General features: G+C 46.4%; 19 protein-coding genes. All 19 read right to left on the bottom strand.

Features of this window, described 5'->3' with window-relative positions:
* Positions 1-10: 10 nt before the first annotated feature.
* A complete protein-coding gene (locus ACX6CI_RS15605; RefSeq protein WP_458774573.1) occupies positions 11-2386 on the bottom strand; it encodes a fatty acid cis/trans isomerase in 2376 nt (791 codons plus the stop codon).
* A gap of 44 nt (positions 2387-2430) precedes the next feature.
* A complete protein-coding gene (locus ACX6CI_RS15600; protein ID WP_458778476.1) occupies positions 2431-2745 on the bottom strand; it encodes a lipoprotein N-acyltransferase Lnb domain-containing protein in 315 nt (104 codons plus the stop codon).
* Between the two features lie 121 nt (positions 2746-2866).
* Positions 2867-4093: an alpha/beta hydrolase gene (locus ACX6CI_RS15595; RefSeq protein WP_458774572.1), complete on the bottom strand. Its 1227-nt coding sequence runs from the start codon at positions 4091-4093 to the stop codon at positions 2867-2869.
* A gap of 446 nt (positions 4094-4539) precedes the next feature.
* Positions 4540-5343: a hypothetical protein gene (locus ACX6CI_RS15590; RefSeq protein ID WP_458774571.1), complete on the bottom strand. Its 804-nt coding sequence runs from the start codon at positions 5341-5343 to the stop codon at positions 4540-4542.
* Between the two features lie 117 nt (positions 5344-5460).
* The gene (locus ACX6CI_RS15585) at positions 5461-6765 is read right to left on the bottom strand and encodes a carbohydrate porin (protein ID WP_458774570.1); all 1305 of its coding nucleotides are present in this window, start codon (positions 6763-6765) and stop codon (positions 5461-5463) included.
* Positions 6766-6817: 52 nt separating this feature from the next.
* Positions 6818-7303 (bottom strand): hypothetical protein, encoded by a 486-nt coding sequence (locus tag ACX6CI_RS15580; protein WP_458774569.1) that lies wholly within the window; start codon positions 7301-7303, stop codon positions 6818-6820.
* A gap of 186 nt (positions 7304-7489) precedes the next feature.
* On the bottom strand, positions 7490-8776 hold the full coding sequence (locus ACX6CI_RS15575) for a metal-dependent hydrolase family protein (RefSeq protein ID WP_458774568.1): 1287 nt from the start codon (positions 8774-8776) through the stop codon (positions 7490-7492).
* A gap of 193 nt (positions 8777-8969) precedes the next feature.
* Positions 8970-9812, bottom strand: coding sequence for a mechanosensitive ion channel family protein (locus tag ACX6CI_RS15570; protein ID WP_458774567.1), 843 nt, complete (start codon positions 9810-9812; stop codon positions 8970-8972).
* Between the two features lie 72 nt (positions 9813-9884).
* The gene (locus tag ACX6CI_RS15565) at positions 9885-11126 is read right to left on the bottom strand and encodes a threonine/serine exporter family protein (RefSeq protein WP_458774566.1); all 1242 of its coding nucleotides are present in this window, start codon (positions 11124-11126) and stop codon (positions 9885-9887) included.
* Positions 11127-11472: 346 nt separating this feature from the next.
* Complete coding sequence (locus ACX6CI_RS15560) at positions 11473-11889, bottom strand: hypothetical protein (RefSeq protein ID WP_458774565.1); 417 nt, start codon at positions 11887-11889, stop codon at positions 11473-11475.
* A gap of 73 nt (positions 11890-11962) precedes the next feature.
* On the bottom strand, positions 11963-13444 hold the full coding sequence (locus ACX6CI_RS15555; protein ID WP_458774564.1) for a DUF1254 domain-containing protein: 1482 nt from the start codon (positions 13442-13444) through the stop codon (positions 11963-11965).
* A gap of 67 nt (positions 13445-13511) precedes the next feature.
* Entirely contained in the window at positions 13512-14984 is a 1473-nt protein-coding gene (locus tag ACX6CI_RS15550) for a DUF1254 domain-containing protein (protein ID WP_458774563.1), read from the bottom strand.
* Positions 14985-15001: 17 nt separating this feature from the next.
* Positions 15002-16066, bottom strand: a complete 1065-nt coding sequence (locus tag ACX6CI_RS15545; RefSeq protein ID WP_458774562.1) for a DUF1214 domain-containing protein — start codon at positions 16064-16066, stop codon at positions 15002-15004.
* Between the two features lie 155 nt (positions 16067-16221).
* Positions 16222-17970 carry a SulP family inorganic anion transporter gene (locus ACX6CI_RS15540; RefSeq protein WP_458774561.1) on the bottom strand — a complete coding sequence of 583 codons (1749 nt, stop codon included), beginning with the start codon at positions 17968-17970 and terminating at the stop codon, positions 16222-16224.
* 18 nt (positions 17971-17988) lie between these two features.
* Positions 17989-18414 (bottom strand): hypothetical protein, encoded by a 426-nt coding sequence (locus ACX6CI_RS15535; RefSeq protein ID WP_458774560.1) that lies wholly within the window; start codon positions 18412-18414, stop codon positions 17989-17991.
* Entirely contained in the window at positions 18408-18800 is a 393-nt protein-coding gene (locus ACX6CI_RS15530) for a hypothetical protein (RefSeq protein ID WP_458774559.1), read from the bottom strand. The genes ACX6CI_RS15535 and ACX6CI_RS15530 overlap by 7 nt, the downstream gene beginning before the upstream one ends.
* A 201-nt stretch (positions 18801-19001) precedes the next feature.
* Positions 19002-21350: a sulfatase-like hydrolase/transferase gene (locus ACX6CI_RS15525; RefSeq protein ID WP_458774558.1), complete on the bottom strand. Its 2349-nt coding sequence runs from the start codon at positions 21348-21350 to the stop codon at positions 19002-19004.
* 170 nt (positions 21351-21520) lie between these two features.
* A complete protein-coding gene (locus ACX6CI_RS15520) occupies positions 21521-21781 on the bottom strand; it encodes a hypothetical protein (RefSeq protein ID WP_458774557.1) in 261 nt (86 codons plus the stop codon).
* A 330-nt stretch (positions 21782-22111) separates the two neighbouring features.
* Positions 22112-25288: a response regulator gene (locus tag ACX6CI_RS15515; RefSeq protein WP_458774556.1), complete on the bottom strand. Its 3177-nt coding sequence runs from the start codon at positions 25286-25288 to the stop codon at positions 22112-22114.
* Position 25289 lies beyond the last annotated feature (1 nt).

Genomic DNA, 25289 nt, shown 5'->3' with positions numbered 1-25289 from the left:
CATTGTATGGCTATTTCGGTTCTCTTGCTAAATAATAATATCTGTTCAAGTCAACGACTCCCCCATCGCTCTTATGGAATGTCTCGAATTCCTTTTGAAACCAGTCATAGACATCCCAGAAATCACCTTTGGCTCTATTGACTCCATATTTTTCAAGCCTTTTGATATAATCTTCACTATTGTCGTAGTTATTGAGAATTTCAAAATAATCTGGAAGATCAGTATAATTCACTACATAGAAGTAATTAGGGTAGGAGCCGACAAAACCTTTAAGGAAATCAGCCCGATCTTTTTCCGAATTAAGATGCCCATCTTCTCTAAAAAGGGCTCTAACGTTATCATGCCATCTATCGATGACCACGGAGACAACGAGGTCTTCTCTGTCTGGAATATCAGTAATCCTAACCCATGCTAAGTTAGCATTGTGATCATTAACATGACGAAAAAAAGAAACGCCCGGTGCAGAAACAGCTATAAAGCCATTAAGAATATCTTCATGACTTACATATTCATATTTCGTTGGCAATTCTGGATACGAAACACCAGCAGGTAGATAATTTTGATCAAAATCAATTCCCTTTGCTGCGATCTTCGTTTTCACAACCTCTTCCACAAACTCTCTTTTCGGCTCTTTCGTTGTAAATTTGACTCCTGTAGGAGTTAGTGCTGGAGTATGGTGAAGATCATCAAATTTCACACCTATATTCCAATCCTGCATCATTTCTTTTCTTTGATCTTCAGGCATAAAGTCAACAAAATAGCTTTCACCTTCGATGCGTAACGCATCCATGTATAATCTTGTGGCAAGTTGATGCCCGGCAGTGCCATAGATGTCAAATCCAGCGACCAGCGAATAATAGATACGTTCAAGTAAAGGATAATCCACCACCCACATCGTCTTCGGTAAACCTCCCATTACACCTCGATGAACTGAAGCACTGTCAAAGTGTCTGAAAACCGTCAGAAGTGGATCGTCGTCAGCGCTATCACCTTTCCATATTGCAGATGTGTTCAGGCCATCTGGGTAATGCATGCTATAAAACTGCTGGCGATTCTTATAATAATCAATTGCCAACTTATAGTGCGGGTGTTCAAGAAGAGATTTATATAATTTGTAATCACTTCCCTCTTCCCCTGGCATACGTAAATTGGAGTACTGATGCTTTAGGAAACCAGGATATTTCACTGCCAAATCATACTCAGGGTCCAAAAACATAATCCAGAAATGGTCATTGACAACATTAAGTGCCACTTGTCCCTTACATACTGGGCCCCTGATAAAGGTCATGATGGTATAGTGTGCATTATCAAGCAACCACTGATACCGCGAGCGTTCAGGGATTTGAGCATACGTCTCAAAAGGGTTGGCGCTGATTATCTTATCATACCCAATCAGATGGGGTAATTTATTCCATTGAGGCTTAATAAAAAGTTCTTGAACTCTTTTATACTGTTTTTCACCCATTCCAAAAACCATATGGGTTTTAAAGACAATAGTTGAATAAATCTTTCTGAACCGATAATAAAATTGGTTCGTCCCCGGATCATCGTAGGGCCTGACTGTTGGGATGATATCAATATCCAGACCTGGACCGGTAGTTGACCGAACAAGTTCGTAGAATGCAGCAGTGTCATTATCAAAAGTTATATGGGCAAGAAAGAGATGCTCATAGAGGTAACGTGCCGTCATTTGATGTTTCGGATCAGCCTTATTGAGAAATGTTTCCCATTTTTCAACCATTAACTGGTCCTTGTTAGCTATCGCTTTAAGTTGCTTCTGCTCTGCAGGAGAAGGGCCATAAGCCCCCTGGCTCAGCCACCCTGCGATCATGTTAAACTCCTCCTGTTTGAGCGGTGGAAATCCAAACGGCATTCCTCTATTCGGATGTTTTTTAAGGTAACCATTGAGTTCGCTCTTGTTCTCAGAACAGGTAAGATCCGTTGCTTCAGAGAAGTACTCTCCACTCACCTTCGGGGCCAGCCGCTTATGGTCAAGAATCATAAACATCAAAGAATCGGTGTAATCTTGTGAGCCTTCCTGCTTTACCGTAGAAAAACCCTTTTGACGCCACTCGCCTGCTGAGTGTGCATCAATAAACAGTCGGCTCGGATCCATGGTTTTTAGACGGCCGCCATTGTAAACCTGTTCTTTACTAACCCCCCGTTCTAGACCATCCCAGGAACTGAGCTTGAGCTGACATGGAGAATTGTAACAGGAGTGGCATACCACACATCTCTTAATAAGAACCGGTTCCACATCGGCGAGGTATTCCAACTGACGAGTAGGTGGTTCAAATTGATAGGCAGGGTTTTGCAGTATAGGAGGCTTTGCACAACCCGATAGAAGCAGAAAGATCAGTGGTACTAGGTAAAGTGATATTCTCATTTTTTTCTCCTTTGCCTACCATTTGAATTCAAATATCTCTAATATTATTTCACGCTACTCTTTATATATTCACGCATTTCGGCTGAAAAGTTTTCCTCACCCTCCTGCTGTATTTTTAAATCCACTCGGCTCAACTTTCCCAGATCGGCAGAGGCTAAATCAGATTGTATTACTCCACGATCATAGAACAGTTCATCAACATGACCACTTGCGATAAATCTCCAATCCAAGGGAGGAGCATCTTCCCAGGTCGCATTTGCGTGTATCTGGATTGTGGTGGTGCAGTTGTGGGTAAGGGCGTTATAGAATTCCGGTTTATGTACCAGACTGTTCAATTTGTCTAAATAGTCCTTTAACAGTGCCAGCCCACGCTTTTATCACAATAATTTTCGCAGCTATTTTCCAGTGACTACATTTGACCTGCATGTTCTACCTTATTGATATTCTATTATATCTGAGTTATTCTAAAAGATGACATGACTAACTCCGGTCTTCAGATTGTAGCTTTTTCATGAGCTCTTCCCTGTGTTCGTTTACTATTTCATGTATCCTCGTTTCATAATCACTTGGAAAACGATATCCCTCCGAACCATCTTCATACACATGCTTTTCCAAACCTCTCGCAAGAGGATCTGAATTAAATAATAGCAGCATCAACACATCTGAGCTCACCCATGGGTTGTTATACCATGAATCATGGGCGCCACCGATATGAAGGGCCTCGGATCCACCTATATCAAGCAAATCTAACTGAGGAGTCTTGGACGCCTCAACAAGGATATTCAATTCTTCCTCTGTCACCTCTGAGACATCAGGTCTTCCGAGCCTTGACATTCCATTTTGAAAGGCTGACAACCTGAGCACTGAATCATTTTTATTAATGTTAACTGTTGTACGCTCTACAATATCTTTAAACTTTATGTACCGCTGAGCAAAGGGTTTAAACGCTGTGTCAGGGGCAGCAAAATAGACCTCACCAATACGCAGTTTTTTCTTTAGTTCTTCTTTAGAGAGATCTGGATACACTTCTTCAAAGTATGCAAGTCCTGGTGCGACAACCTGGGCTCCTGCGCTATAGGCCAAAATATTTATATGTTTTGCTTTTGTGTGGGTTGCGAGTAACTCAAGGAGCCTTGCAAAGGCAGGTACAGTCTTCTTTGCGTGCATAACATCAGTTTTATACTTGAGAAGACTTTCAGCAGAAGGCCAGGAAAAAGTTAAGACCAGAGAATTGTGACCACTAAAGTGATGAAATTGCGCACCTTGTGCTGTGGCACGGTAGAAATTACTGTTCGCGCCATGGGCATAAATGAGAAGATCTTTATCAATACGTTTATCGAGAATTTCATTTATGCGCAGGAAAAACCCATCACCTTGCTCAGATGTTTTCGTAAGATCGTCTTTAATATCATAAGTGAGAACTTCACGGGCATATACTCGGGTCAAAAGGAGATCTCTACTCCGTTTACGTCTTAGGGATTCTTCATATATTTCATCCCAGGACATTCTCTCTTTTCCGACTCGGTGTGCCACAAAACCAATTTTAAGTGTCTCGGATGGAAAGATAGTATAATGATCCGACTTATTGTTCGTATCCACAGGCTGACGATTGGTGGCATAGAGGGTGTAGAGTAGATTTTCATCCGTACTCCCCTCAGACAGATCAAACAACACCCCGTCGGGTTGGATGCCTATCGGAGAAGGCATCAAGTACACCTTTGGCTGACACCCGGCTAAAAAAAGAATAAAAGACAAGATTCCAGTGTAGTAGAGTGTTTTGTGTTGAAGCATTTTCGTATCCCCAATCTATTCAATTACGCCTCAAGTATGTTCTGCAACCGCCTTCTCACTTGCGTATAAATTAGCGGCATAGACATGGCGGGTATTAACAGTAGTAGGCCGGTCAAACTAAGAGCGATAGTTTTTTCAAGTGAACCAACGTGTCGCAACGCGGACATCGAGCGCGTCTTCCTACTGCACCGCCAGACCGTTCATGAGAAAATCACCACCATGATAGACGAATATATTTGATATTATTTGGGTTTCTGATGTCACAACCTACCCTTTAAATACGGATGAATGTCTGAGAATGTATTTTTGTACAAAAAATTTATTTTCGGACAGGTTCCAAGGTAAGGTGTTGTCACATTAGGTTAGAAATTGAATCTTAGACCACCTGCAAAACCACTGAAATTAAGGTCGTCAAAAACATCACTATCATCAAAATCCCAGCTAAGGTAACGATACGCTACGAGAACATCGAATCTGTTAAATCGATATCCTAGACCGCCGTAAACCTGCCAGGTGAATTTGGAATCACCGGCCCCGATATCTGCGGTGAAGGGAATAAACCAATTTTCATTCAAAAACATATCACCCTTAGCACCGATAATGCCATCCCAGTTACTACCTGAATCAGAGGTGGACATTCTAAAACTCGAAGCAGTCTGATCGGCATTACGCAGATCAATGTCAGTACTAAGGTCAAGATAGCGGACACCGGCAATAACACTAATGTTTGTTTCTCCTGTGGCATAAACTTGGTAGCCAGCAGTCGGAGTAACAATCCATCCAGTAAGACTTACATCCCCATTTACGCCCTCTCCATCGATTGTAACATTATTGTTGTCACTGACATCGAGGTAAACGGTATCAACAAGAAATGACCATTTGTCTTTGCTGACTCCAAAAGCACCCATGAACCCCATATTCAGGTCATCTATAAGATCTCCGATATCAATATCAACATCGCTTCCTGAAACAGTATCCCCATTCACCGATGCTCCCCAAAAATATGCTTCCGCCATAAACAGCCAATCATTAGACTCCGCTGCCTGTAACTGCGACATAGTAGACAAAAGTGTGATAAGAGCTAGACACAGAGGCTTGCACGCCCCCTGAACCAATGCTAAGAGTGGCACCTTTTTTTTCAATGATGTATTTTTATTGATATTCATTTACTCCCCCTTTTTCATTCTTTTGTGATTTCAAGATGCCTGGGTATAGAACCCGGATCGTCATACATCCTAACCCTGACAAACTGAACGGAGTGAAAGCTTTCTCGATATAAGACACTAAAAGCTCAATCTCACACGAAGTCCAAAAATTGCAATCGTATCTTCCTCTGGGTTTTCTGCGGGGTTAAACAACAATTGCACATCCGGAGTAATCGTGACTATTGTAAACAACTGAAGGCGATAAAAGAGTTCTACTGTATACTGGTCATTGGCCCCTGCCCCAAATAACGCTTCAGAGGGCCTGCCCCAGTTAAGCCCAATTCCAATCATATTTTTATCTTTGCGGATGTGATAACCGGTGCCGATACTCAGCGAATTCTCCCATAATGCACCACCATCTTCCGCATAGCCCGCTCGTAAAAAAGGTTCCCAAGTGTCCTCTATCAGGCTGCTGACAGAAACGGCCATCCCCCAGCCGTCGTCTACTCCTGATTCCACCCGTTCATCGGCATGCCAGACGGTAAAATGTACATTATCGGAAAAGCCCTGCTTAATTGAGGGAACCCAGCCTATTTCAAGGTGAGTAAAGTATTCCCCCTGATCAAAAAAAGACTCAAAACCATTACCAGGATCAGTGGGGTCGCCGTTTGCGTCGGCGATGCCACCAAGTAAATAGACATGGTCAGTCACCAGCACCCGGGCAGCGGCAGCCAGCCCCTGGTTTGGTGCCGGTATCGTCGGATCGGTTGAAAAGGCGAGATTACTGAAATCACTCCAGGGATCGACAAGGCCATAAACATCTACATAGTCGGTGACATCAATAAATCCCCCAACAAAGGCCAGGCGGTTATCCAGAAGCTGCTGATCCCAAAAAAAATTGGTCAATGCCCAGCCAATATCGGAAAAAGGAACTGCCGTCAGCCCAGCATAACCGGTTTGAGAGCCAAGATCCTGAGGGATTATTTCGGTCCCGAGCTTATGACGATTCTCCACTTTATACACAAGGGTGCCAGTATTTTTGCTGCCCTTTCCAACCAACAGCCACCGACCAAACATGCGTAGAACACCTCCTGAAGCAGTTTTTTCACCAAGGCTTGCGGTAGCCGCCTGATACAAGGCGTTGTAATCAAAACCAAAGGAGAGTCCATAGTCTTCAGCAATCTTTTTTTTAAAGTCAAAATATGGCGAGAAAGTTGGTGTTTCTGAATGTATCGCCAACTTTGCTTTTTGGTCTTTTTTAAAAGAACCACCAACACTGCTCGGCCCACCAAAAGGTGTACTCCAGATATCCTCTTCAGCCGTTAGAGGCCTGACAATATCAGTAGTATGTTGGCTGTTTTGCGCACAAACTGCCGTATCAAACCCAATATCTACGAACAGGGCCGTAATGCAAAAGACAAGAGCCGACGAATATCTGTTCATGAGCTGTACCCTCGTTGCTCTGGTTTTCCGCAAGGAAGCAATACAAAATTCATCAACGAACCGTATAACCCCGCCCAGACAAACAGGCTCCATATGCTTTATCGTAGTCCTGCAGCAGTCCCTGTTGTTCAGCATGAGCGTTCGCGGTTACCTGATGCTGCATTTCAAGATCACGTCGCCCCCTCAGACCGCTGCCTACTCCGGCAACTACTGCGCCAATAGCGGCTCCTTTGCCTGCATCACCGGCAACTGCTCCTACGGCTAATCCGAGCAACCCACCTCGGGCGGCCCCTCCAAGCGCTGTATGGTGCCGCTGATAAACTTCCCCACTACTTGCCTGGGCAGCCAACTCCGCAGGATCGACACCCGAATTTTGTACCGCCCATTGATGGCATTCACCCTCATCTTTATTTTGTTGGACCTGATCCTGGTCTTTTGCTGGATATACCATTGCTCCTGAATGAGCATTACTTGCAACGATTACCAAAGCCAGCAGTCCTCCAGCCCATACAAAGGCAAGATTTTTTATTCTGGTCATACTGGTTCTCCTCAGCAGTCACTTGAAAACTAATTGCTATAGTTCGAGATTTGTGGAAAAACTGTCAGCACACATGGAAATGTGCTGACATTTTTTCATATGTATTTTTTTTCCACCTTCAAGTGCCAGTTTCAGCTTGATACCGGCCTTTTTTTGGAGCTTTGGCTTCGATTATGTCCACCACCCCTAAAGGGTATTTTTATAGACGATGCCATCCTTCATGATCAGTTTGAAATTGTTTTCGTAATCCAGCATGACCTTTATATCTTCGAGGGGATCACCATCAACTATCAACAAATCGGCATATGCTCCCGCTTCGACGACACCGAGCTTTGCTCCGGGATAAGGGTGTTTCAGGTTGGAGAGGGCCAGCAGCTCTCCATTGGCGCTGGTGACCTGCTTCAGTTGTTCCGCGTTCGAGTAGTACTCGGCACGGGTCTTGAACTCGAGATTGGTGTTGTCGTAGGCTGCTCTCATACCGAACATATCAGTTCCCCAGGCTACCTTGGCGCCGTATTGCTTCGCCCACTTGAAGCAGTTCACCGATCCGTCCATTGCCTGGACCATTTTTGCACTCTGGATAGGGTCAGCAAACACCGGGTTGCCGTCGTTAGCTTCCTTTGAGACGATGTAGGACTGGGGGACGATCCATGCCCCCTTGTCGACCAGTTTTTTCACGGTTTCTTCCTTGATCAGCAGGCCGTGCTCGATTGTTTTGACGCCGCAATCGAGTGCGACATTGATCCCCTCATCAGTATGAACATGTGCAGCGACATACGTGCCATAGCGTGTCGCCTCGTCAACGGCCGCTGAGACTTCTTCCGGCGTGTACTGCACGGAGTATAACGGGTCAGTCAGACTGGTGACACCACCGCCTGTGCAGATCTTGATCTGCGATACTTGTGACGCCAATGCTTCACGACAGGCCTTCTGCACCTCGGCAACACCATCAGCCAGGACGAAATACCCTAGATCTGTCAATCTGAAATGTTCACCCACGAAGTACTTCGAGTAGGCATTCGGATTTCGCATATCACCATGGCCACCGGTTTGCGCAAGTCCCATGCCGCTAGAGAAAATTCTCGGTCCCTTGGCCAAACCCTGGTCAATGGCTTTTTTCAAGCCGAGCGTCGGGCCACCTACGTCGCGAACCGTCGTGAAACCACGCATCAGGTAACGTTCCGCTTCGTTGGTCATGACGGCACCGATATAGTCCCAGGAATAGAGGTTCACGAGGTGCGGCGGGGGTTGGCACAAGGCCAGGTGGGTATGGACGTCACTGAGCCCTGGCATCAGGGTGCCTCCACTTCCATCGATGACTGCATCGAAGGAGTCCTCCTTACCACCTGCAGCAATTAATCCTTTGATTTTGTTGTCCTCTAGGATGACATCCTGGCCGGTAATTAACGTGTCTGACGTACCATCAAAGATATTAACGTTCTTGATAAGAGTTGTTTTTTCCGCTGTTCCCATTGTAATTCCTCCAATTTTTCATGTTTGTTTTACCAAACCACACTTTCTGATTTGAGTTTTCCACCTTGGCTACAATTTTTTCTTTTCCCTTGATCTTTCGTTTGCCTGCTCCGTAAATATTAGGTCAAACCACTTGAATCGTTGATATTTATTAACTGTAAATATTAAAATACGGACGATGAGCAACCTGCTCCTAACTGACATTCTTATCAAAGTGAACGTCGAGTTGAGGGAAAGCAATCTTGATACCGCCCTCTTTGAGCCCCCACCAGATCGCTTCGTTGAGATCCGATTTCACAGGTCCTGCCAGCCATGGATTTTCAATCCAGACACTTATTTTGTAATTTACTGAACTCTCACCAAAGTCAGTGAGTAAGATCTCAGGGGCATGTTGATCTGAAAGACCCTCAAAATTATCGCATACCGTTTCAAGTACCTGCCGAACCTTTCGTAAATCGGAGAAATAACTCACGCCAATAAACGTCCAAACCCGGCAAATTGAATCCCGGAACGTGTAATTTGCCACTTTTTCCTGCACCAGGTGAGAGTTGGGTATCAGGATGTCTTTTTCATCTTTTGACCTGGCTATGGTATCGCGAAAGCCGATTTTCTTGACTCGAATCATGGCCCCTCCAATCTCAAGAACATCTCCTGCTTTGATGGTCTGTTCAACCCTCAGCATCATGCCGGAAACGTAGTTCTCAGCAAGATTTTTCATGGCAAAAGCGAGGGCCACTGCGAAAAGACCGCTTGTGGTAAACACGGAAGATAAGTTGATACCGAGAATATGAATAGCCAGGAGAATTCCAGGAACCATCACGACAAAACGTGTTATATTGCAGTAAGTTTGAACAGCAGATTCATCATATTGTTCTTCGTGACTTAAATGACGAGCAACTATCTTTTGTAACATGCGGGAAAGTATCAAGAACGCTATCAGCACAAGCAAAGCATGAGTCCACTTGTTTGCTAAAACTCCATTGAGCAAAACTAAAGATTCTGATGCTGGTGAGAACCAATTGCTGAGTGCCTTCATCTACTCTCCGTAATCATTTGAATGATTTGTTTTTTTTCAGATTAATATTACGCAAAGAGTTTCTCGAAAAAGTTAAAGCGTTACCTTAGGCCGAACTATTGTATTACCCACCAGCAAACCCGCAGCAATGGTGAGAGCGACCACGAACATCTGAACGAGCTGCTGTTCACCTGTTCCGGTTTGACCGACAGCAATGGCAGCAAGCCCCCTGAATCCTATGCTTCCGCTGACAAGCAAGACTATAGCCGGCAGCAAAACAATGGAGGTGGGCCGTTTAAAATTTGCAGCCCAGATGTTTGCGAAAACAACCGTTATTGTTGTACCAACCAGATTTCCAAGGTTTGCACCTGCCAGGGCACTACCGAGCAAAACCCCACCATAGGCAATAAAGCAACCCAGACTTGCCCAGATAAAATCTTTAGGAGAAGTCTGGAATACCGTGCAGAGCCCGATGATCAAAATCGGCACCCCAATCCACAGCCAGCTTGGACTGACTGATACAGCATTGGCCATTTGCATTGTAAAACCTAACTTTATGAGTCCAACTCCAAGCCAGGCGCCGACAAATTGTTTGACGAGATAGACAAGTCCGTTCATCAGATTCACGGTACCTGAGACGACGTGTCCACTTGTCAACTCGATAATTCCAACACTGATCGAATAGCCTGGAATCAGAACAAGAATTGCCGACAATGTAACCAGGACAACATTCAGCTCCGGCACCAACACTTTTGTCATGGTCGCCATAACTCCAGCGATAAAAGCACTGGACAAGGGGAGCCATTCATTTGCCCGCGCGCCGAAGCGGCCGACCAAGAGGACGATGGTGTACACAACAAGACTGAAGATTGCAGAGAACAATATGTCCCACCAGCTGCCGGACAACAGCACAGCAAAACCGGATCCAATGAAGACATAACTTATGGCGTTGGCCAAAAGGCCCCAGGGATGTGGTGTTTTGTCGATCTCTTCCAAGCGAGACAAGGCGTCTTTAATTGTCGTGTGACCTGCGATAACATCATCAACAAGTTTTCCGACTCGGGTCAGTTTGGCGAGGTCGAGACCTGTGCCGGGCATGTTTGCTAAATGCGTTCGCTGCCACAGATCACCTTCTTTAGAAAAAGCAAAAAACAGCTCCCGCGGTGTGGACTTGAACACCCCATGATATCCAAGAGCTTCTGTCAAACGATGTAGGTAGGACTCAAGTCTAATTGCATTTGGCCCATAGCCATGCACGGTCGTGCCGAGTTTTATGATGAAACTGCAGGCTTCATCAAAAGCGATCTCTTGTATATCTTTATCTGAATTCACCATGCAACCTCTCGAATCAATCGGTTAATTGAATGTATATGTGCGCTGTCTGAAAGACTTTCAAATACCGAAACTCAGCACAATACAGAACTGCAGTATTCAGAATTCCTGAGTTTGACTGTAACTGTTGTAATCTTACTTTTTTTAAGGAGAGAGTGGAATCGCCTGAAGGGGGGAAACTTCGCTTCACCCGAAAGAGGGAGATAGAAATATCTCCATAATATTCCGGTTTATTTATTGAAGAAGTTACTACCTGGCTTGATGATGCGGTTTTATTTTCAAGGGTGCAGGGAGCAAACTTGTGTCATGCCTCGACTTATCACGCAATGGTCTTTACGGCACAACATTATCATTTTGGCAACCGTTTGCTGAACTCCGATTGGGCCGCTTCAGGGTATGGCGTTATATACATGCCGGTGGAGTCCATCATGGTCTCCATGGTCATGATGGTGTTATCAGGAACACCTGCATCACGAGGCCCTTTTCGGACGCTGTACATATTCATTGCCGGCAATGCATTCAGATACACCGAGACCGCACGGGAGAAGTCCAGGTTATCCCAGAGCTTGTCCATGGTCGCCTGATCGGGCATGCCGTTTTTGAAGTTCAGGGTGCCGATACGAGTTTTCACCTGGTCCGGCGTGGTAATCTCTTCCGGGATGGGGGTGGTCATTTTCATCTTGGGCGATTTTGCCCAGGATGTTTCCACAAGGCTTGATACCATCAATCCAGCCAGTGCCAGGGTAATAAGTTTTTTTGTTTTCACATTCAATCTCCTTTGCCATTCAGGGCCAGGGGGGGGGCGGAGAATTCCGCCCCCCCCCGCGATTATTCAATATCTATTTCACCAATTCGATATCCGGCATTGTCCATGACTTGTCCCAGAACTTTTCTGTGCCGCCATAAACACGAAGCACAGGGAAGGGTTTTTTACCCGCAGTTGGTATCCAGTTGCTCTCCTGTCCTTTTGGTGATTCAGGTCCAAAATAAAGGGTGATGCTGCCATCCTTATTTTTCTTCATGGTTTTCATATCAATTGCCGATGACAGTCCTATACGGCCTTCAGGTGTGTAGATAAAAGCCCAGGTTTCTAAATCGTAGATGATCAGCGACCAGAACTCCTTAATCGGTGCATTTGGTGGCATGGTGAAAGAGTAAGTTTTACCTGCCTCAAGTTCATTTCCATCTGCATCAGCTAAAGCAAACAGGTATTGTGTCGCTGGCTGCGGCCCCACTTTTTTGGGGTAGTAGGTACCGATAAAATAGCGATCTGCACGGGTGTCAATATCGATTAAGTTGTCGTACACCCAACTGAACGCACTATTCTCGTCGGCAAATAAACCATTGCTCCAATGTTTTCCTTCCCACCATGTTCTGGAGGCATCCATTGGGTGGAGGATTCGTTGCTGCATATAGTAGTAGGCATCGATCACTGCCTGACACATGGCCTTTTTCGTCTTCTCATCCGGGTTGTAGGGCTTGCCTTTCTCGATTCCGAGTGAGGCCAGCATACCCATCATCACCTTGTCCTGCTCTTTAGCATTCTCGAGGCTGAAGATAGCGTGTACGTCCTCGAACCAGCGCTCATCAAAGTAAGGCAGTGTTGGATACCTCATATCGAGCGGATCGATGATTTGCGTAGGCTTCGGATTCGGCAACTCGGAGAGGTAATACATTTTCAATGTCTTGGCATAGGCATAGGCATAGGCATCTGCTGTGGTTGCGGTCGCGCTCTTGATGGAGCGGAATCCGAAGGTGACCCGATAACTTGGGCTTTTTACTTCGATGTACCCGGCAGGAACCTCATCACTGTATCCCGGAGGCGTCAGCAGGATCTTGCCGCCTTTGCCCTTGTCAACGCCTGAGTGTCCGACATCCGCAATTGAAAGTTGCCAGTGATCGACGATCTGCCCGTAAAAACTTGCTTTGTCCGTTGCTGCGGGAATGTCTACCACCACAGGCCCCTTGCTCAAATCAGTCTGCGAGAACAGATAAGGGGTCACATTGTTCGCCGTCAGCAATTCCGCATTGGGCTTCGCCGGCCCCGACCAAGCCAGAACCGTGTTGTTCCCCGCGCCGATCGCTTTCGCACCTTTGAACCATCCGTAAACTGCCACCGCCGGCATAGACCAGATCACGGCCTCGAAGGCGCGCTGGTATTTCACCTGGTAATCCAGGTCTTTTACGGACACCTTAGAACCCACCGGTGGTTTACCGCCAATCGGATCGGTAGGCATCGTAGCTGCCATACTGATGCAAGGTATCAACAAACCAGCCACCAGAAGCATGAGTGTTTTTTTAATCTTATAAGTTTGTTTCATATTCGTTATCCTTTGTATTCAGGGCCAGGGGCGGCGGAGATTTCCGCCCCCCGCGATTAATCAATATCTATTTCACCAGCAACGGTCTTGGCATCTTGTATGAGCCGTCGACGAGTGACATTTTGGGCCCGTAAAAACGTGCCGCAAACCGGAAACTGCCTTCCGGCGCCGGCAGCCAGTTTTTCAGTTGGTTCGGGTCACTAGGTTTGTCTTTCTGCAAGTAGATCACAAGTTTGCCGTCTGCAACGTAGAGCTGCTTCTGGTCGATCATGAAGCTGTTAATTGTGTAACGATCGATTGGATTTCGAACAAAGTAGCCGTCCTTATTGTAGATCGGGATGGACCAGAACTGGGTGACCGGCGGCAGATCGTTCATGTCGAAGGTCATGGTGTACTTGTTCTTGCCATCGAGCGGTTTGTCGTCGTTGTCGGTAAACAGAAACGCCGCACCATGAGAGACGTTTTTATCAGGCCCCGCCCATCCGGCATCCGCCATGACCGACCGGCTCAGGTAGTCGGTTTCAAACCCTCCTGCATTCTGCACCACCATCCAGCCGTTCATTGACAACAGGCTGGTCTTGAAGGTTTTCTTGACTGTGTCGTACCCCTTTTTAAACCCTTGCTCCATGGCCGTCTGTGTGCCCTTGTCCAGATCGGACCATTTAAAATTCTTGCCGGGGCCGATATTAATGGTTGCGAGCTGAACCAGCATGTCAGCCTCTTTTTTTGAGTCCTTCATCAAGGTCATGCTGGGGTCGTTCAGAATCATGTGAAGAATTGAGAAAAAGTCCTCGGCAGTCTCCGTGTCCACCTGTCCCTTGACTATTTTTGGCATGCGCGGGTACTTTTTGAATGTACCGGGAACCACGCCAACCTTGGACTGGGAAACGCCCTTTTTGCCGTTAGCCACCCACTTGCTTAATGGCGTGATGCTGATCTGATCCTGGTAGGCGTTGATCTGAGATATGTCTTTATCCGAGCCAGTGAGCACCGCTATCCGCGTCAAGGCATAGCTTGTCTTGCTCGGCGCATGAATCATTTCGGTGGTGGCGAACTCGGCCGGTATTTTGCCTTTAAAGTCGTTGGGAACGATGATGTAGGAACGCGCTTCGGTGCCATTGAACTGATTTCCTGCCATCAGGTAGAAGATGCCGTACTGGTCCATGATCTGCAGACTGAAATAACGGTCAGTGATCGCCGGCATCTCGATGATCACAGGCTCTTTCTGCATATCGAGGAAGCCGGTGCCATACAACGTTGTGGCATTTGGTGTGACAACCGGGAAATCAGGCGTTATTTTTTCCCTGACGTTGTAAAACCGATTAACGCCTACATAGGACTGGTTGTCCTTACTGCTATCCTGAGTATAGGTATATCGTTGTCCGAAATAGATGACCTGCTGCAAACCATACGTATAGGCTTTTTCAGCAATCTGTTGAGCCTCGGCAGGGGTGACTTTTGCTGATGCTGTAGAAGCAGCAAAAAGCAGCAACGCAGCCATCAGGGCCAATATCCCCGTGTTAATTTTATAAGCTTTCATTTTTTCTCTCCTGGAATTTAGTTAACTGGCTTTGCCGCAGGGAACTTCCAGCTGCCATCCATAATTTCTTTATGCGGCTGATAGAGCCGTACAAGGTAGTTCCAGCCGTCCATGATCGGCAGGAAGTTGGGTTGCTTGGGGTCGCCGCCGAAATGGATGGTCATGCTGCCGTCCGAATTTTTCTTACCAGTGACATTGTTCACTGAGTAGGCGTTGTACTGGTTCTTCTGAAAATACCCTTCCTTGTTATACAGGCTGATAGACCAGAAGCCGTCCACCGGTACATCTTTCACATTGATCGTGTAAGCTGTCTTTCCATCATTTTTCTCAGGAGTGACGCCCGCATACATGGCATCTTTTTGCGGATTTCCGCCCCAGCCGGTGGCACTGGCAAAGAGAAATTTCACCGGATTGACTTCGTCCTTGCTACCGAACGCACCATCGTAGTTTTCCATGGTTGCGGAGAGCACTTTCAAAGCAGCGCGTACCTTGTCCTGCGACGCTGTGTCCCAGTTGGGAATCTCAAATGTGCCAACTGACTCCTGCTCCACCGTAGTCTGCTGTTGGATTGCATTCACCTTCTCGATATCTTCAGGATCCTCAGCATCAACCAGTGTTCTGACAACCACGAACACATAACGGGTGCCCATCTTCTCCTGGGTCAAGGTATAGGTGCCCGGCTTATAGACAACCATCGGGGTATATTGATCCTCGTTGACCACCTGCATGGATTGGAACCGTTTGCCGGTATCGGGCTTGGTGATGGTAACCGGTGTGGTCAGATCAAAGACACCAAGCGAATAGATGGTATCCCGGTTCATGCGAACCACCTTTTGCTGATCAATGGGCGTAGGTTTTGGGATATGCAGGAATTTGCCGAAACCACCCATGTCAACGTAACTCTTGAGCATCTTGTCGCTTTCGGCACGGACAAAATTCTTCCAGGTCACGGGGACAGTTTTTACAGTGCTTAAAGAAGTAATAGTTTTATCCACGTGAGTCTGATTCGCTCCTGCCGTGGTTATCAGAGTGGTTACCATTAATGCGGCCAATACCAGTTTTATCAGTTTGCATGTTTTCATTTTCTTGCCCTCATTAAGACTTTTAAGTGTTTAATAATTCCAATTGACCTTTTTTTAGTTAGGCGTGTTGTAAGAGTCACAGATGAATTCAGCCGACAAAATAAATATTTTTCCCATTCCCAATCTCATGCTTTTTGGTGCCTTTGATTGTGTTACTATTGTCGGCCTGTAGTTGATTTATTATCGTTATATTCCCTGAACGCCTCTATCGCTGAGATCATAGTTGGATAATCGAAGCGGCCCTCAGCTTCATATCGTTTTCTGGTCCAGGCAGATTTGAAAAACCTCGACAAATCATGCCTGAGGCCTGCGAAAATCATTTGTATTCCTGTTGCTTGAAATTCTTCACGAAGTTCATCTATCTTACTCACCGCAGTTGCATCAATGACGTTGAAGTTGCTCGCATCCACGACAACCCATTCAACCTTGCTCTGGTTGAGGCTGACCTGCTTCAGGAGACCATCTCGAAATGCGTCAACGTTAAAAAAAACAAGACTGGAATCAAACCGATACAACAACAGACCAGGAATTGTTTCGGTATTGGGATGGATCGTGACGCTGTGAAAACCCTCCTGGTCTGGAATCTTACCCAACACTTCTTCTGTAGGATGAGAAGCCACACTCAACAGCCACATCAGAGATAAAATGATGGCCAACAGGATACCGGGGAGCATACCGAAGACTAAGACGCCGATTGTGGTCGATAGACAGAGGGCAAGCTCGCGGCGGCTGATTGCAGAAAGATCCCTAAGCGCTGCAAAGTCTAAAAGACCAGAGGAGGCCACAATGATTACGGCGGCAAGAACGGTTACTGGCACAAAAGCAAGCGGTGCGGTGAAAAAAAGCAGCACCAAAAACATGACTGCAGCGGCGACGATCCCGACCAGCTGGCTCTTACCGCCCATGGCGTCGTTGACAGCCGTGCGCGATCCTGTCCCGGTTACCGGAAAACCCTGCCCTATTCCAGAGGCAATATTACAGGCGCCGAAGGCAATCAATTCCTGATTGGCATCAACATCGTAGTGATTACGTCGGGCGAAGCTCTTTACCGTCAACATACCGCTTGTGAAGCTCATCAGGACAACGCCTGCGGCATCACGCAGAAGAGAAGGGCTACTCAGCACCTCCAGCGATGGTAAATGGAATTGAGGGAGCCCACCAGGTACCTGACCGAGTACCGCAACGCCCAGATCCTGGAGGTGTAAAGTGGCCACCGCAATACCGCCGGCGGCAGATACAATCAACGCGCCGGGAAGACTTGGGGTTAGACGACGAAGCACAAGCAATACAACAATCATGCTGACGCCGAGAATGAGGGTCGGCAGATGAACCTGGCCTATCCGATTTGCGAGCTGCGCTACTTTAGGGAAAAAACCACTGGCCTCCACGGGGATCCCGAGCAGCTTGGGCAACTGACCGACCATAATGATAAGAGAGGCCCCAGTGAGATATCCCGTAAGAATCGGCTGCGACAAAAAGTTAGCGATAAAGCCGAGACGAAAAAATCCGGCGACAACCAGAAATACACCTGTCAGCAGCGTCATTGCGACCATAAGCGAAAGGTAGCGGGTCGGGTCTCCACCAGCAAGCAGAGCCAGGCTTGATGCAACCAGAAGGCACAATGGCCCATCAGGTCCAACCATCAGCTGTCTTGAAGAACCAAACAGCGCGTACGCCAGCAGGGGAAAGATTGCCGAATAGATTCCATATACCGCAGGAACACCAACCAGATCTGAATAGGCAACACCTACGGGAAGGGCAACGGCGGCCACCGACAGGCCAGCAGCCACATCGCTGCCCAGCCAGGAAGGTTGGTACCGTGAGAGAGCTTTTATTCCCGGTACAAAACGACAGACCTTCTGCCATATTCCTTCTGAAGGACCTGTTTGTTGCTGACCGTTCATATCATTTACCTTTATCTTTTATTTCGGAAACAGAAAAATGCAGGTTAACTGCATGTTCCAGTCAGAAGCATCGTCTGGTCTCACAGCATTGTAAAACGCTTTCACTTGCATATTCACTGGCTGATTACCGATTTTAAACACCCTGCCGATACCGCCACCAAAGGGAACAGTCCAGGTATCATCACTGTCTTCCGCTTCCCAATTGGCTGTGATAGTTGGTGACATAGACAGGAACCAACCATCATCCAAGTTGTAATTGATAAAATATTGACTAGAAAACATGTTGACATCCTGGGCGTCGTCATACCCATCGCCAACGCTCCAGACATTTGAAACCAGCGCACCAAAGACCCAGTGTCCAGGCATGGTAAGGCCAACAGCGTTGGCACCGAGTGACCATTGATTCGTGGTGAGTCGATCCATACCTGTTGGCATCATCAACATCGGTCCCACACCCCAGATAAATTTCCCTGTTTCTTTGGCGAAAAAAAGGATTGGTACGTAATGTCTCCCAGGCCAAAAACGCTCCCCTCATCCTGGTAAAATTCATCCTGATAGACAACCGGTGCAATAACCCGATTAATCAGGTTCCAGTTTTCACCAAAACTCATGGGAATAACCGGTTTAATATTGAGAGTCATTGCATAGGCATCTTCCGGCCCGTTATTCAGTGTATTGTTCATTTCAAACGGTACGCTGATGAGTGTACTTACCGGGTTTTGAGATTGTTTGGCTAAATCCTTTACATTGTCAGCCGCATAACTTATTGATGAACATCCAACGAATAAAATTAAAGCACACAACGTAATGGAGAGGGATGTATTGTTCATATTTCCACTCCTTGCACATTTTTTCGAGTAATGGACAGATGGGAATAATTATTCAGCGTCCGGCGAATCGATTGTTAAATACAATATTGGAAACGTTGCTCGTACAGACCGTTAAGATCCATCAGAGGCTTAGATTGATCCTTGATTATACCAACCAATTCTTTTTCTGAAATGTGTTGGCATAATCAATATTGGCCTCACTTATTTTAGGCTGATGGTTACCTTTTCGATTTTGCCGCTGTACTTGCTGCTGGAGCGTGTGTAGTCCTCAGAAACGGGCGTTTCGGCATCAATGCCTACACCTGCCGTCTCGTCGGCCGAAAAAACCGCAAATTCGGTCTTCTCGACCTTGGTGGAACCCACCGATTTATCGTTAATGTAAATCGTTGCGGTCCCTCCTGATCCAGGCTTTCCACCATCATAGACAAAATCCATCTTCACGGTGGACTTGCCCTTGGGGAGCTTGATGCTCGAGGTGGCGGTGAAACGATCAATTCCCAGGTAGTTATACATGAATATCGGTGTACCGTCTTTGACGTAGAGGCTCCAACCGCCGAAGCGACCACCCTGGGCAACGATGACACCGTTCACAGGCTTATCACTACTTTCAAGGTCTGCAACAATCTCAAAAGAACTGTTTTTTATGTTGATAAAATCGTTCTCAAGCAGATCATGCATGCCTTCGTATAAAGTCAGGCTCTTTCGTCCGAACATCAAATCCGGTCTTCCTGCAATCTTGGGATTAAAGAGCTCCTGTCGTCGATCGTCCAGAGGAAGCACCTTATATTTGACAGCCTCACCGATAAACACATCTTGTAACTTGCTAAGGATCTCTGGATGTTCTTTGGCGAGATCCGTGGACATGCTGAAATCTTTCTTGACGTGGTAGAGCTCCCAGGTGTCCTCGGTGAACTTGTTCTCCACCTTGCCCCACGGTTTGATATGGACGGTACCGGCAAACCAACCGTCGAAGTAAATGCCACGGTTTCCAAACATCTCGAAATACTGTATTTGATGGCGCCCCGGAGCCTTTGGATGGTCCCATGAATAAACCATGCTCACACCTTCGATGGGACGCTGAGGCGTACCATTGACAATCCGCGGTTGTGGTAAACCGGCGGCCTCAAGGATGGTCGGCACGACGTCTATCACATGGTGCCACTGACTGCGCAACTCTCCGTTGGCCTTGATCCGGTTTGGCCAGTGGGTGATCATACCGTTGCGGGTACCACCGTAATTAGAAGCGACCTGCTTCGTCCAGGTGAACGGCGCATCAAAAGCGACTGCCCAGCCTGCCGCCATATGTGGATAGGTGGATGGGCCTCCCCAGCTATCATAGTGCTGCATCATAAAATCAATGTCCGATCCCTTCGGCTCGTTATTGAAGTAGGTCATTTCGTTGTACAGCCCGTTCATAAGACCTTCTGCACTGGTTCCATTATCGCCGGCGATATATATGATGAGGGTGTTATCAAGCTCCCCCATATCCTCGATTGCCTTGATGACACGGCCTGTTTCATGGTCGGTCATATCAAGATAGGCCGCAAAAACCTCAGCCTGGCGTGCAAAAAGTTTTCTTTCCTTATCCGAAAGATCTGCCCAGTCCTTGATGTCTTGCGGTTTGTCCGCCAACTTGGTATCAGCAGGGATGACTCCGAGATCCTTCTGTTTTGCATAGATCCGCTGGCGAATAACGTCCCAGCCTTCATCAAAGCGCCCTTTCTGTTTGTCGATATAGGATTGTGGTACATGGTGTGGAGCGTGGACTGCCCCTGGCGCGAAGTAGACAAAGAATGGCTTATCCGGAGTAAGTGCCTGCTGGAAGCGCATCCAATTGATGGACTGGGTGGCCATGTCGTTCATAAAATGGTACTTGGGATCATCCGGGGTCTCAACGCGATTCTGATTATGATAAACGGCGGGTGCCCACTGGTTAGTTTCACCACCAAGGAAACCATAAAATTCGTCAAAGCCCTGATAATTCGGCCAGCGAGTGAAAGGACCAGAAGGGCTGATTTCCCATACGGCTGTTTCATGCCATTTGCCGTATGCTGCGGTGCTATACCCGTTTAGCCGTAACATCTCACCGATACTAGCGATATCATTAGGTAACATACCCGTTGCGCCGGGAAATGCAGTTGCCACTTCTGTTATCTTGGCTTGATTGGCTGAGTGGTGATTACGGCCTGTCTTTAGTGCCTGCCTGGTCGGCGAACAGAGAGCCGTGGTGTGGAATTGGTTGTACTTAAGTCCCTGACTGGCGAGTTTGTCAATATGAGGTGTATCAATCACCCCGCCAAACGTACTGGTGCCACCGAAACCGAGATCGTCCAGTAGAATGACAACCACATTAGGTGCATCTTTAGGAGCCTTGACCTCAAATACTGGTGGTGCCTTGGCATCCCGCGCATCTAACGTTGTAATAGGCGGATACCATGGACCCTTGATGGGCAGTTCCGTGCGATCGACCTGGGCATCCTGGCCAACCCCCGCGAGCGGCAGGCAGAACATGGCAAGCACGAGTGTCGCAAAAGTTACTTTTTTTCTCATGACCTTTCTCCTTATTGTATTGGATTCAGGGTTCATTCTTTTGAATTGTAAACCTTTAAATATTTGAACCACATAACTGTTTTCATCCTCAGGCAGAGGAACTTTGTACACTCTTCCTACATGGCTATTGATACTTTTAGGTTCGTATCACCAATTGAGTTCGCAGTCGTTTACTCAATCAATTCGACTGCTAAATACAATATGGGAAAACGCAGTTCATAAAGACTGTTAAGTACTCCCAGTAGCTCTGATTGATCCTTGATTATGCCAACCAATTCTGTTTCTGGACTTTCTTTGTTATCAACGTTTGCCTGAATCGTCATATTCGCCAAACGGTCGGACCAAACGTCTTCGAGATAGCCCTGCACACAAATCCTGTAAGTAACCGTATCTCCCATTTTTATTCGTTTTGACTTCTCATAATTCAGCATAATCGCCAATCTCCCATTATGGATTGAACAACTAGAATTGTACTGTGTATATTCTCTAGAAATAGGACCTTTCCCATCTTCATTGAATACTTTTTGTAAAGAAAATGAAATCGCCTGAAAGTAGGATAATAGGACGAATGAAGGTACAGAGCCTTCACCCTAAAGGGGGAGAAGCAATAGGTAGGAAATATGAAACTGAGATATTTTAAAATATTTTTGTTATTATTTTCAGCACATTAAACTAAAGCGAGGTCTTATTAATTGTCGGTGAAATTTTCAAGCAAGCCGACACGGTAAGGGTAATGATAAGAAAAAGATGGGGAGGGTTATCTAACCCTGTTTACCAGGGCTAGCTGATTTTGTATCTAAAATACCGAGATCAGTAGCCTTGGCGACTGCTTGAAGACGTGATTTCACATCAAGTTTATGGAAAATACGTTTCAGGTGTGACTTCACCGTATCGATGGAAATAAATAAATTTTCACCAATTTCCCTGTTTGATTTCCCCTGTACCAACTGATTCAGTATCTCTTGTTCACGGTCTGTCAAGGGATCAGTCAAACATTCTAGTTTAGGGTAAGCAGAAGATGGAAAATGCTGGGCTCCCTGCGCGTGATTGTTTATACCTGTAATCAGTCGCTCAACCAAGCCCTTCAAAGCAGCATTTTCACGCAGATGTAGCAATATATGCTTTAATTGTGAACCTAAATCGAGGAAGAAGCGAAGACCACCTCCGGTTTGCGCAAGAGATATTGACTCGGTAGCTTTCGCAAGTGAGGCAGACCGGTCATGAGTATAAAGAACTATAGCCTGCAATAACAAAGTTGGAATAAGCACCGATCGATTGCTGGTAGATCTGGAAAATTTCTCGAGATCTAGAAGCAGGCTTTGTGCTCTTTGACAACTGTCAGCTGTATCCTGTACTATCAAAACTTTTACAAGAGTGAGTTCCGGTAAAAAGAAAAAGTAATGAGCATGCAGTTTTCTGGATTCAAACGCTTCTGCCCATGCTATCGCTTCATGATGACGTCCCTGGCAAAGGGCCAGCTCAGCATGTAAGGCGTGAGCTGCTGACAGCAGGCCGTCATGACCTGTTTCCAGGGCATGACGGTTGAGCAAGTCAGCCACTTCACAGGCTTCCTGTGGCCGTCCCTGCTGCTGATGGCAAAGAGAAAGAATTACAGCTCCATCAATGACAACATCCGGGTACATAAGATGTCGATCTTCAAGGTGAGAAGCGAGCATATGTTCCGCTTGCTCCAAATCGTCTTGTAAATAGTAGCTGCAGGCCAGGTAAAGACGCCCCCAGCTGCGGTAAACAGAAAGGTCGGTGTCCTTACCCAGCTGCAGTAGTCGGCTAGCAGTTTTCTGCAGCATGAATTCATCCGCCTCCAACATACAGATAGGACTCAGTCCAGCCAGCAAAATTGCCTGGTTATGCTTGCGTTGCAGTCCTGGATCCCTTTGAGCCGATTTCATAACTGACAGTGCTTCCTGATACCTACCCGTCATTTGAAGTACTGCAGCGTGTATGATCGATGCAAAGGCCCTCATATAGGGGAAATCAAGAGGCATAATTTTCAGGGCTAGATTTGCCGAGGAGAGTGCTTTTTCGTGGTCGAGCATACAATATCGCTCATAGCTGCGTATTGTTTGCAAATATCCCCAAATGATATCAGACATGGCCTTGGATGGAGGGTCTCGTTGTAGAATTTCCTCCGCTCTTTTGAGACTTTCTCCGATTTTAGGAACCAAGAGATTGACACGCGAAAGCCATGCTTCATAAATGAGAAGTAAAGGGTTATTATCGATGACTTCCTGAGGCAATTTTCGCAGAAATGTATCAAGGTCCACCACTCGTTCCTGATCAATCAGCGTATGCCCGAGTTCGGCCACCAGTTCTCCCGCTCTATCTGGTCTGTCCGCAGCAAGAAAATGTTGTATAGCTTCCTCGAAAAGTCCGTTCTCCGCAAACCAGTTACCTGCCTTATAATGAAGTTCATCAATTTCTTCATCACTGCAGGTACGCTTCAGCTGACCTTGCAGTAATTCCTGGAAGAGGTGATGAAAGCGGAACCACTGCCCATCATTATCGAGAGGAACCAGGAAAAGGTTATTTTTTTTCAACCTGTTAATAATATACCATCCGTTCAACTCACACCCTTCATTACGATATGGGCAAAGAACGTCAAGCAACGATGCATTGAATCGCTGTAAAATCGAAACTGTCGCAATATGTCTGCGAATATTTTCCGGTTGTATTTCCCATACTTCGTTAAAGAGGAATTCTTTGATATAATAACCACTACCATGTGCCTCCCGCAGTAAGTGATCAAGGTCCTCCTTGTGACAAATGGCAAGAGCAGCCAGTCGCAATCCTGTAATCCAGCCTTCGGTTTTTTTATTCCAGGAACAGGATACAGATTGCTCTATATCCCTATCAAATATGATCTTGAGAAAGGCTGCTGTTTCCCCTTCGGTAAACGCCAGTCCATTGAGGCGTATTTCTGCAAGATGATTTTGGGCCCGAAGCTTTGACAGCGGCAGAAATGGATCTGTCCGACTCACGATAATTATATGCATTACAGATATCGGGTGCCTAAACAACTCTGAAAACAGATCGTGCACCGACTTTTCCTTGATCACGTGAAAATCATCAAGTACAAGGGTGAAATTTTCTCTGATCATGTTCAGTTCATTACTCAACGTTGTCGCAAGAACCTGAATAGGCGGCATACTAGCTGCTTTTAGTAAGGCACTGCTTTTTGCTAATGCATTGGGAAATATAACCTCAATGGCCTGTACAACGCAGGTAATAAACTTTCTAAAATCATTGTCATAATCATCCAGAGATACCCATGCATAGGGCCAATCGTGTTGAGTGATCCAGTCACTTACCAGGGTGGTTTTTCCATATCCTGCCGGAGCGATAATGCACTGGACAGAAAGACGACAATTCATTTCTAATCGTTTAAGCAACCTTGGTCGAGCAACATAATTGTCAGGCAATATGGGCACGTGAAATTTTGTCTCGAGGATTTCATAATCCGCCTCATGATGATGTTCCAGTGCCACAGCTTTTCTAAATTGCGAAACGACAAGTCCGGTTATTGCCGGACTTAAATATCCCTGACCAGCTATTATGGAACGGATTCCCTTGATGAGTTCTTCGGACCCGCTGTCTTTCAACATATACCCAGTCGCACCAGCCTGGAGCATGTCATGAACAAACTGTTTTTCAGCGTGAATGGACAAGGCAACCACAATCATATCAGGATATTCAGAAAGAATACGTTTTGTCGTCTCAATACCATTAAGCTCGGGCATGGTGACGTCCATTATAATTATATCTGGAGACAGATTTCTCATGAGCGTTAACGCTGACTTTCCATCGCCAGCCTCACCGACGACCCGAATATCCTCTTCATCTTCCAATAGAGAGCGCATGCCCCTGCGAAAAACCGGATGGTCGTCGACAAGCAGTATGGTATGTTTAATATCATTCATA

Source organism: Desulforhopalus glucosivorans (assembly GCF_054397165.1).
This window is presented reverse-complemented; position numbering and strand designations above follow the sequence as displayed.

Bases quoted from the DNA above. Each gene is read 5' to 3' on its own strand.
- ACX6CI_RS15605 (WP_458774573.1), bottom strand. From the start codon at position 2,386: ATGAGAATATCACTTTACCTAGTACCACTGATCTTTCTGCTTCTATCG.
- ACX6CI_RS15595 (WP_458774572.1), bottom strand. From the start codon at position 4,093: ATGCCTTCTCCGATAGGCATCCAACCCGACGGGGTGTTGTTTGATCTG.
- ACX6CI_RS15590 (WP_458774571.1), bottom strand. From the start codon at position 5,343: ATGAATATCAATAAAAATACATCATTGAAAAAAAAGGTGCCACTCTTA.
- ACX6CI_RS15585 (WP_458774570.1), bottom strand. From the start codon at position 6,765: ATGAACAGATATTCGTCGGCTCTTGTCTTTTGCATTACGGCCCTGTTC.
- ACX6CI_RS15580 (WP_458774569.1), bottom strand. From the start codon at position 7,303: ATGACCAGAATAAAAAATCTTGCCTTTGTATGGGCTGGAGGACTGCTG.
- ACX6CI_RS15575 (WP_458774568.1), bottom strand. From the start codon at position 8,776: ATGGGAACAGCGGAAAAAACAACTCTTATCAAGAACGTTAATATCTTT.
- ACX6CI_RS15570 (WP_458774567.1), bottom strand. From the start codon at position 9,812: ATGAAGGCACTCAGCAATTGGTTCTCACCAGCATCAGAATCTTTAGTT.
- ACX6CI_RS15565 (WP_458774566.1), bottom strand. From the start codon at position 11,126: ATGGTGAATTCAGATAAAGATATACAAGAGATCGCTTTTGATGAAGCC.
- ACX6CI_RS15555 (WP_458774564.1), bottom strand. From the start codon at position 13,444: ATGAAACAAACTTATAAGATTAAAAAAACACTCATGCTTCTGGTGGCT.
- ACX6CI_RS15550 (WP_458774563.1), bottom strand. From the start codon at position 14,984: ATGAAAGCTTATAAAATTAACACGGGGATATTGGCCCTGATGGCTGCG.
- ACX6CI_RS15545 (WP_458774562.1), bottom strand. From the start codon at position 16,066: ATGAAAACATGCAAACTGATAAAACTGGTATTGGCCGCATTAATGGTA.
- ACX6CI_RS15540 (WP_458774561.1), bottom strand. From the start codon at position 17,970: ATGAACGGTCAGCAACAAACAGGTCCTTCAGAAGGAATATGGCAGAAG.
- ACX6CI_RS15535 (WP_458774560.1), bottom strand. From the start codon at position 18,414: ATGTTGATGATGCCAACAGGTATGGATCGACTCACCACGAATCAATGG.
- ACX6CI_RS15530 (WP_458774559.1), bottom strand. From the start codon at position 18,800: ATGAACAATACATCCCTCTCCATTACGTTGTGTGCTTTAATTTTATTC.
- ACX6CI_RS15525 (WP_458774558.1), bottom strand. From the start codon at position 21,350: ATGAGAAAAAAAGTAACTTTTGCGACACTCGTGCTTGCCATGTTCTGC.
- ACX6CI_RS15520 (WP_458774557.1), bottom strand. From the start codon at position 21,781: ATGCTGAATTATGAGAAGTCAAAACGAATAAAAATGGGAGATACGGTT.
- ACX6CI_RS15515 (WP_458774556.1), bottom strand. From the start codon at position 25,288: ATGAATGATATTAAACATACCATACTGCTTGTCGACGACCATCCGGTT.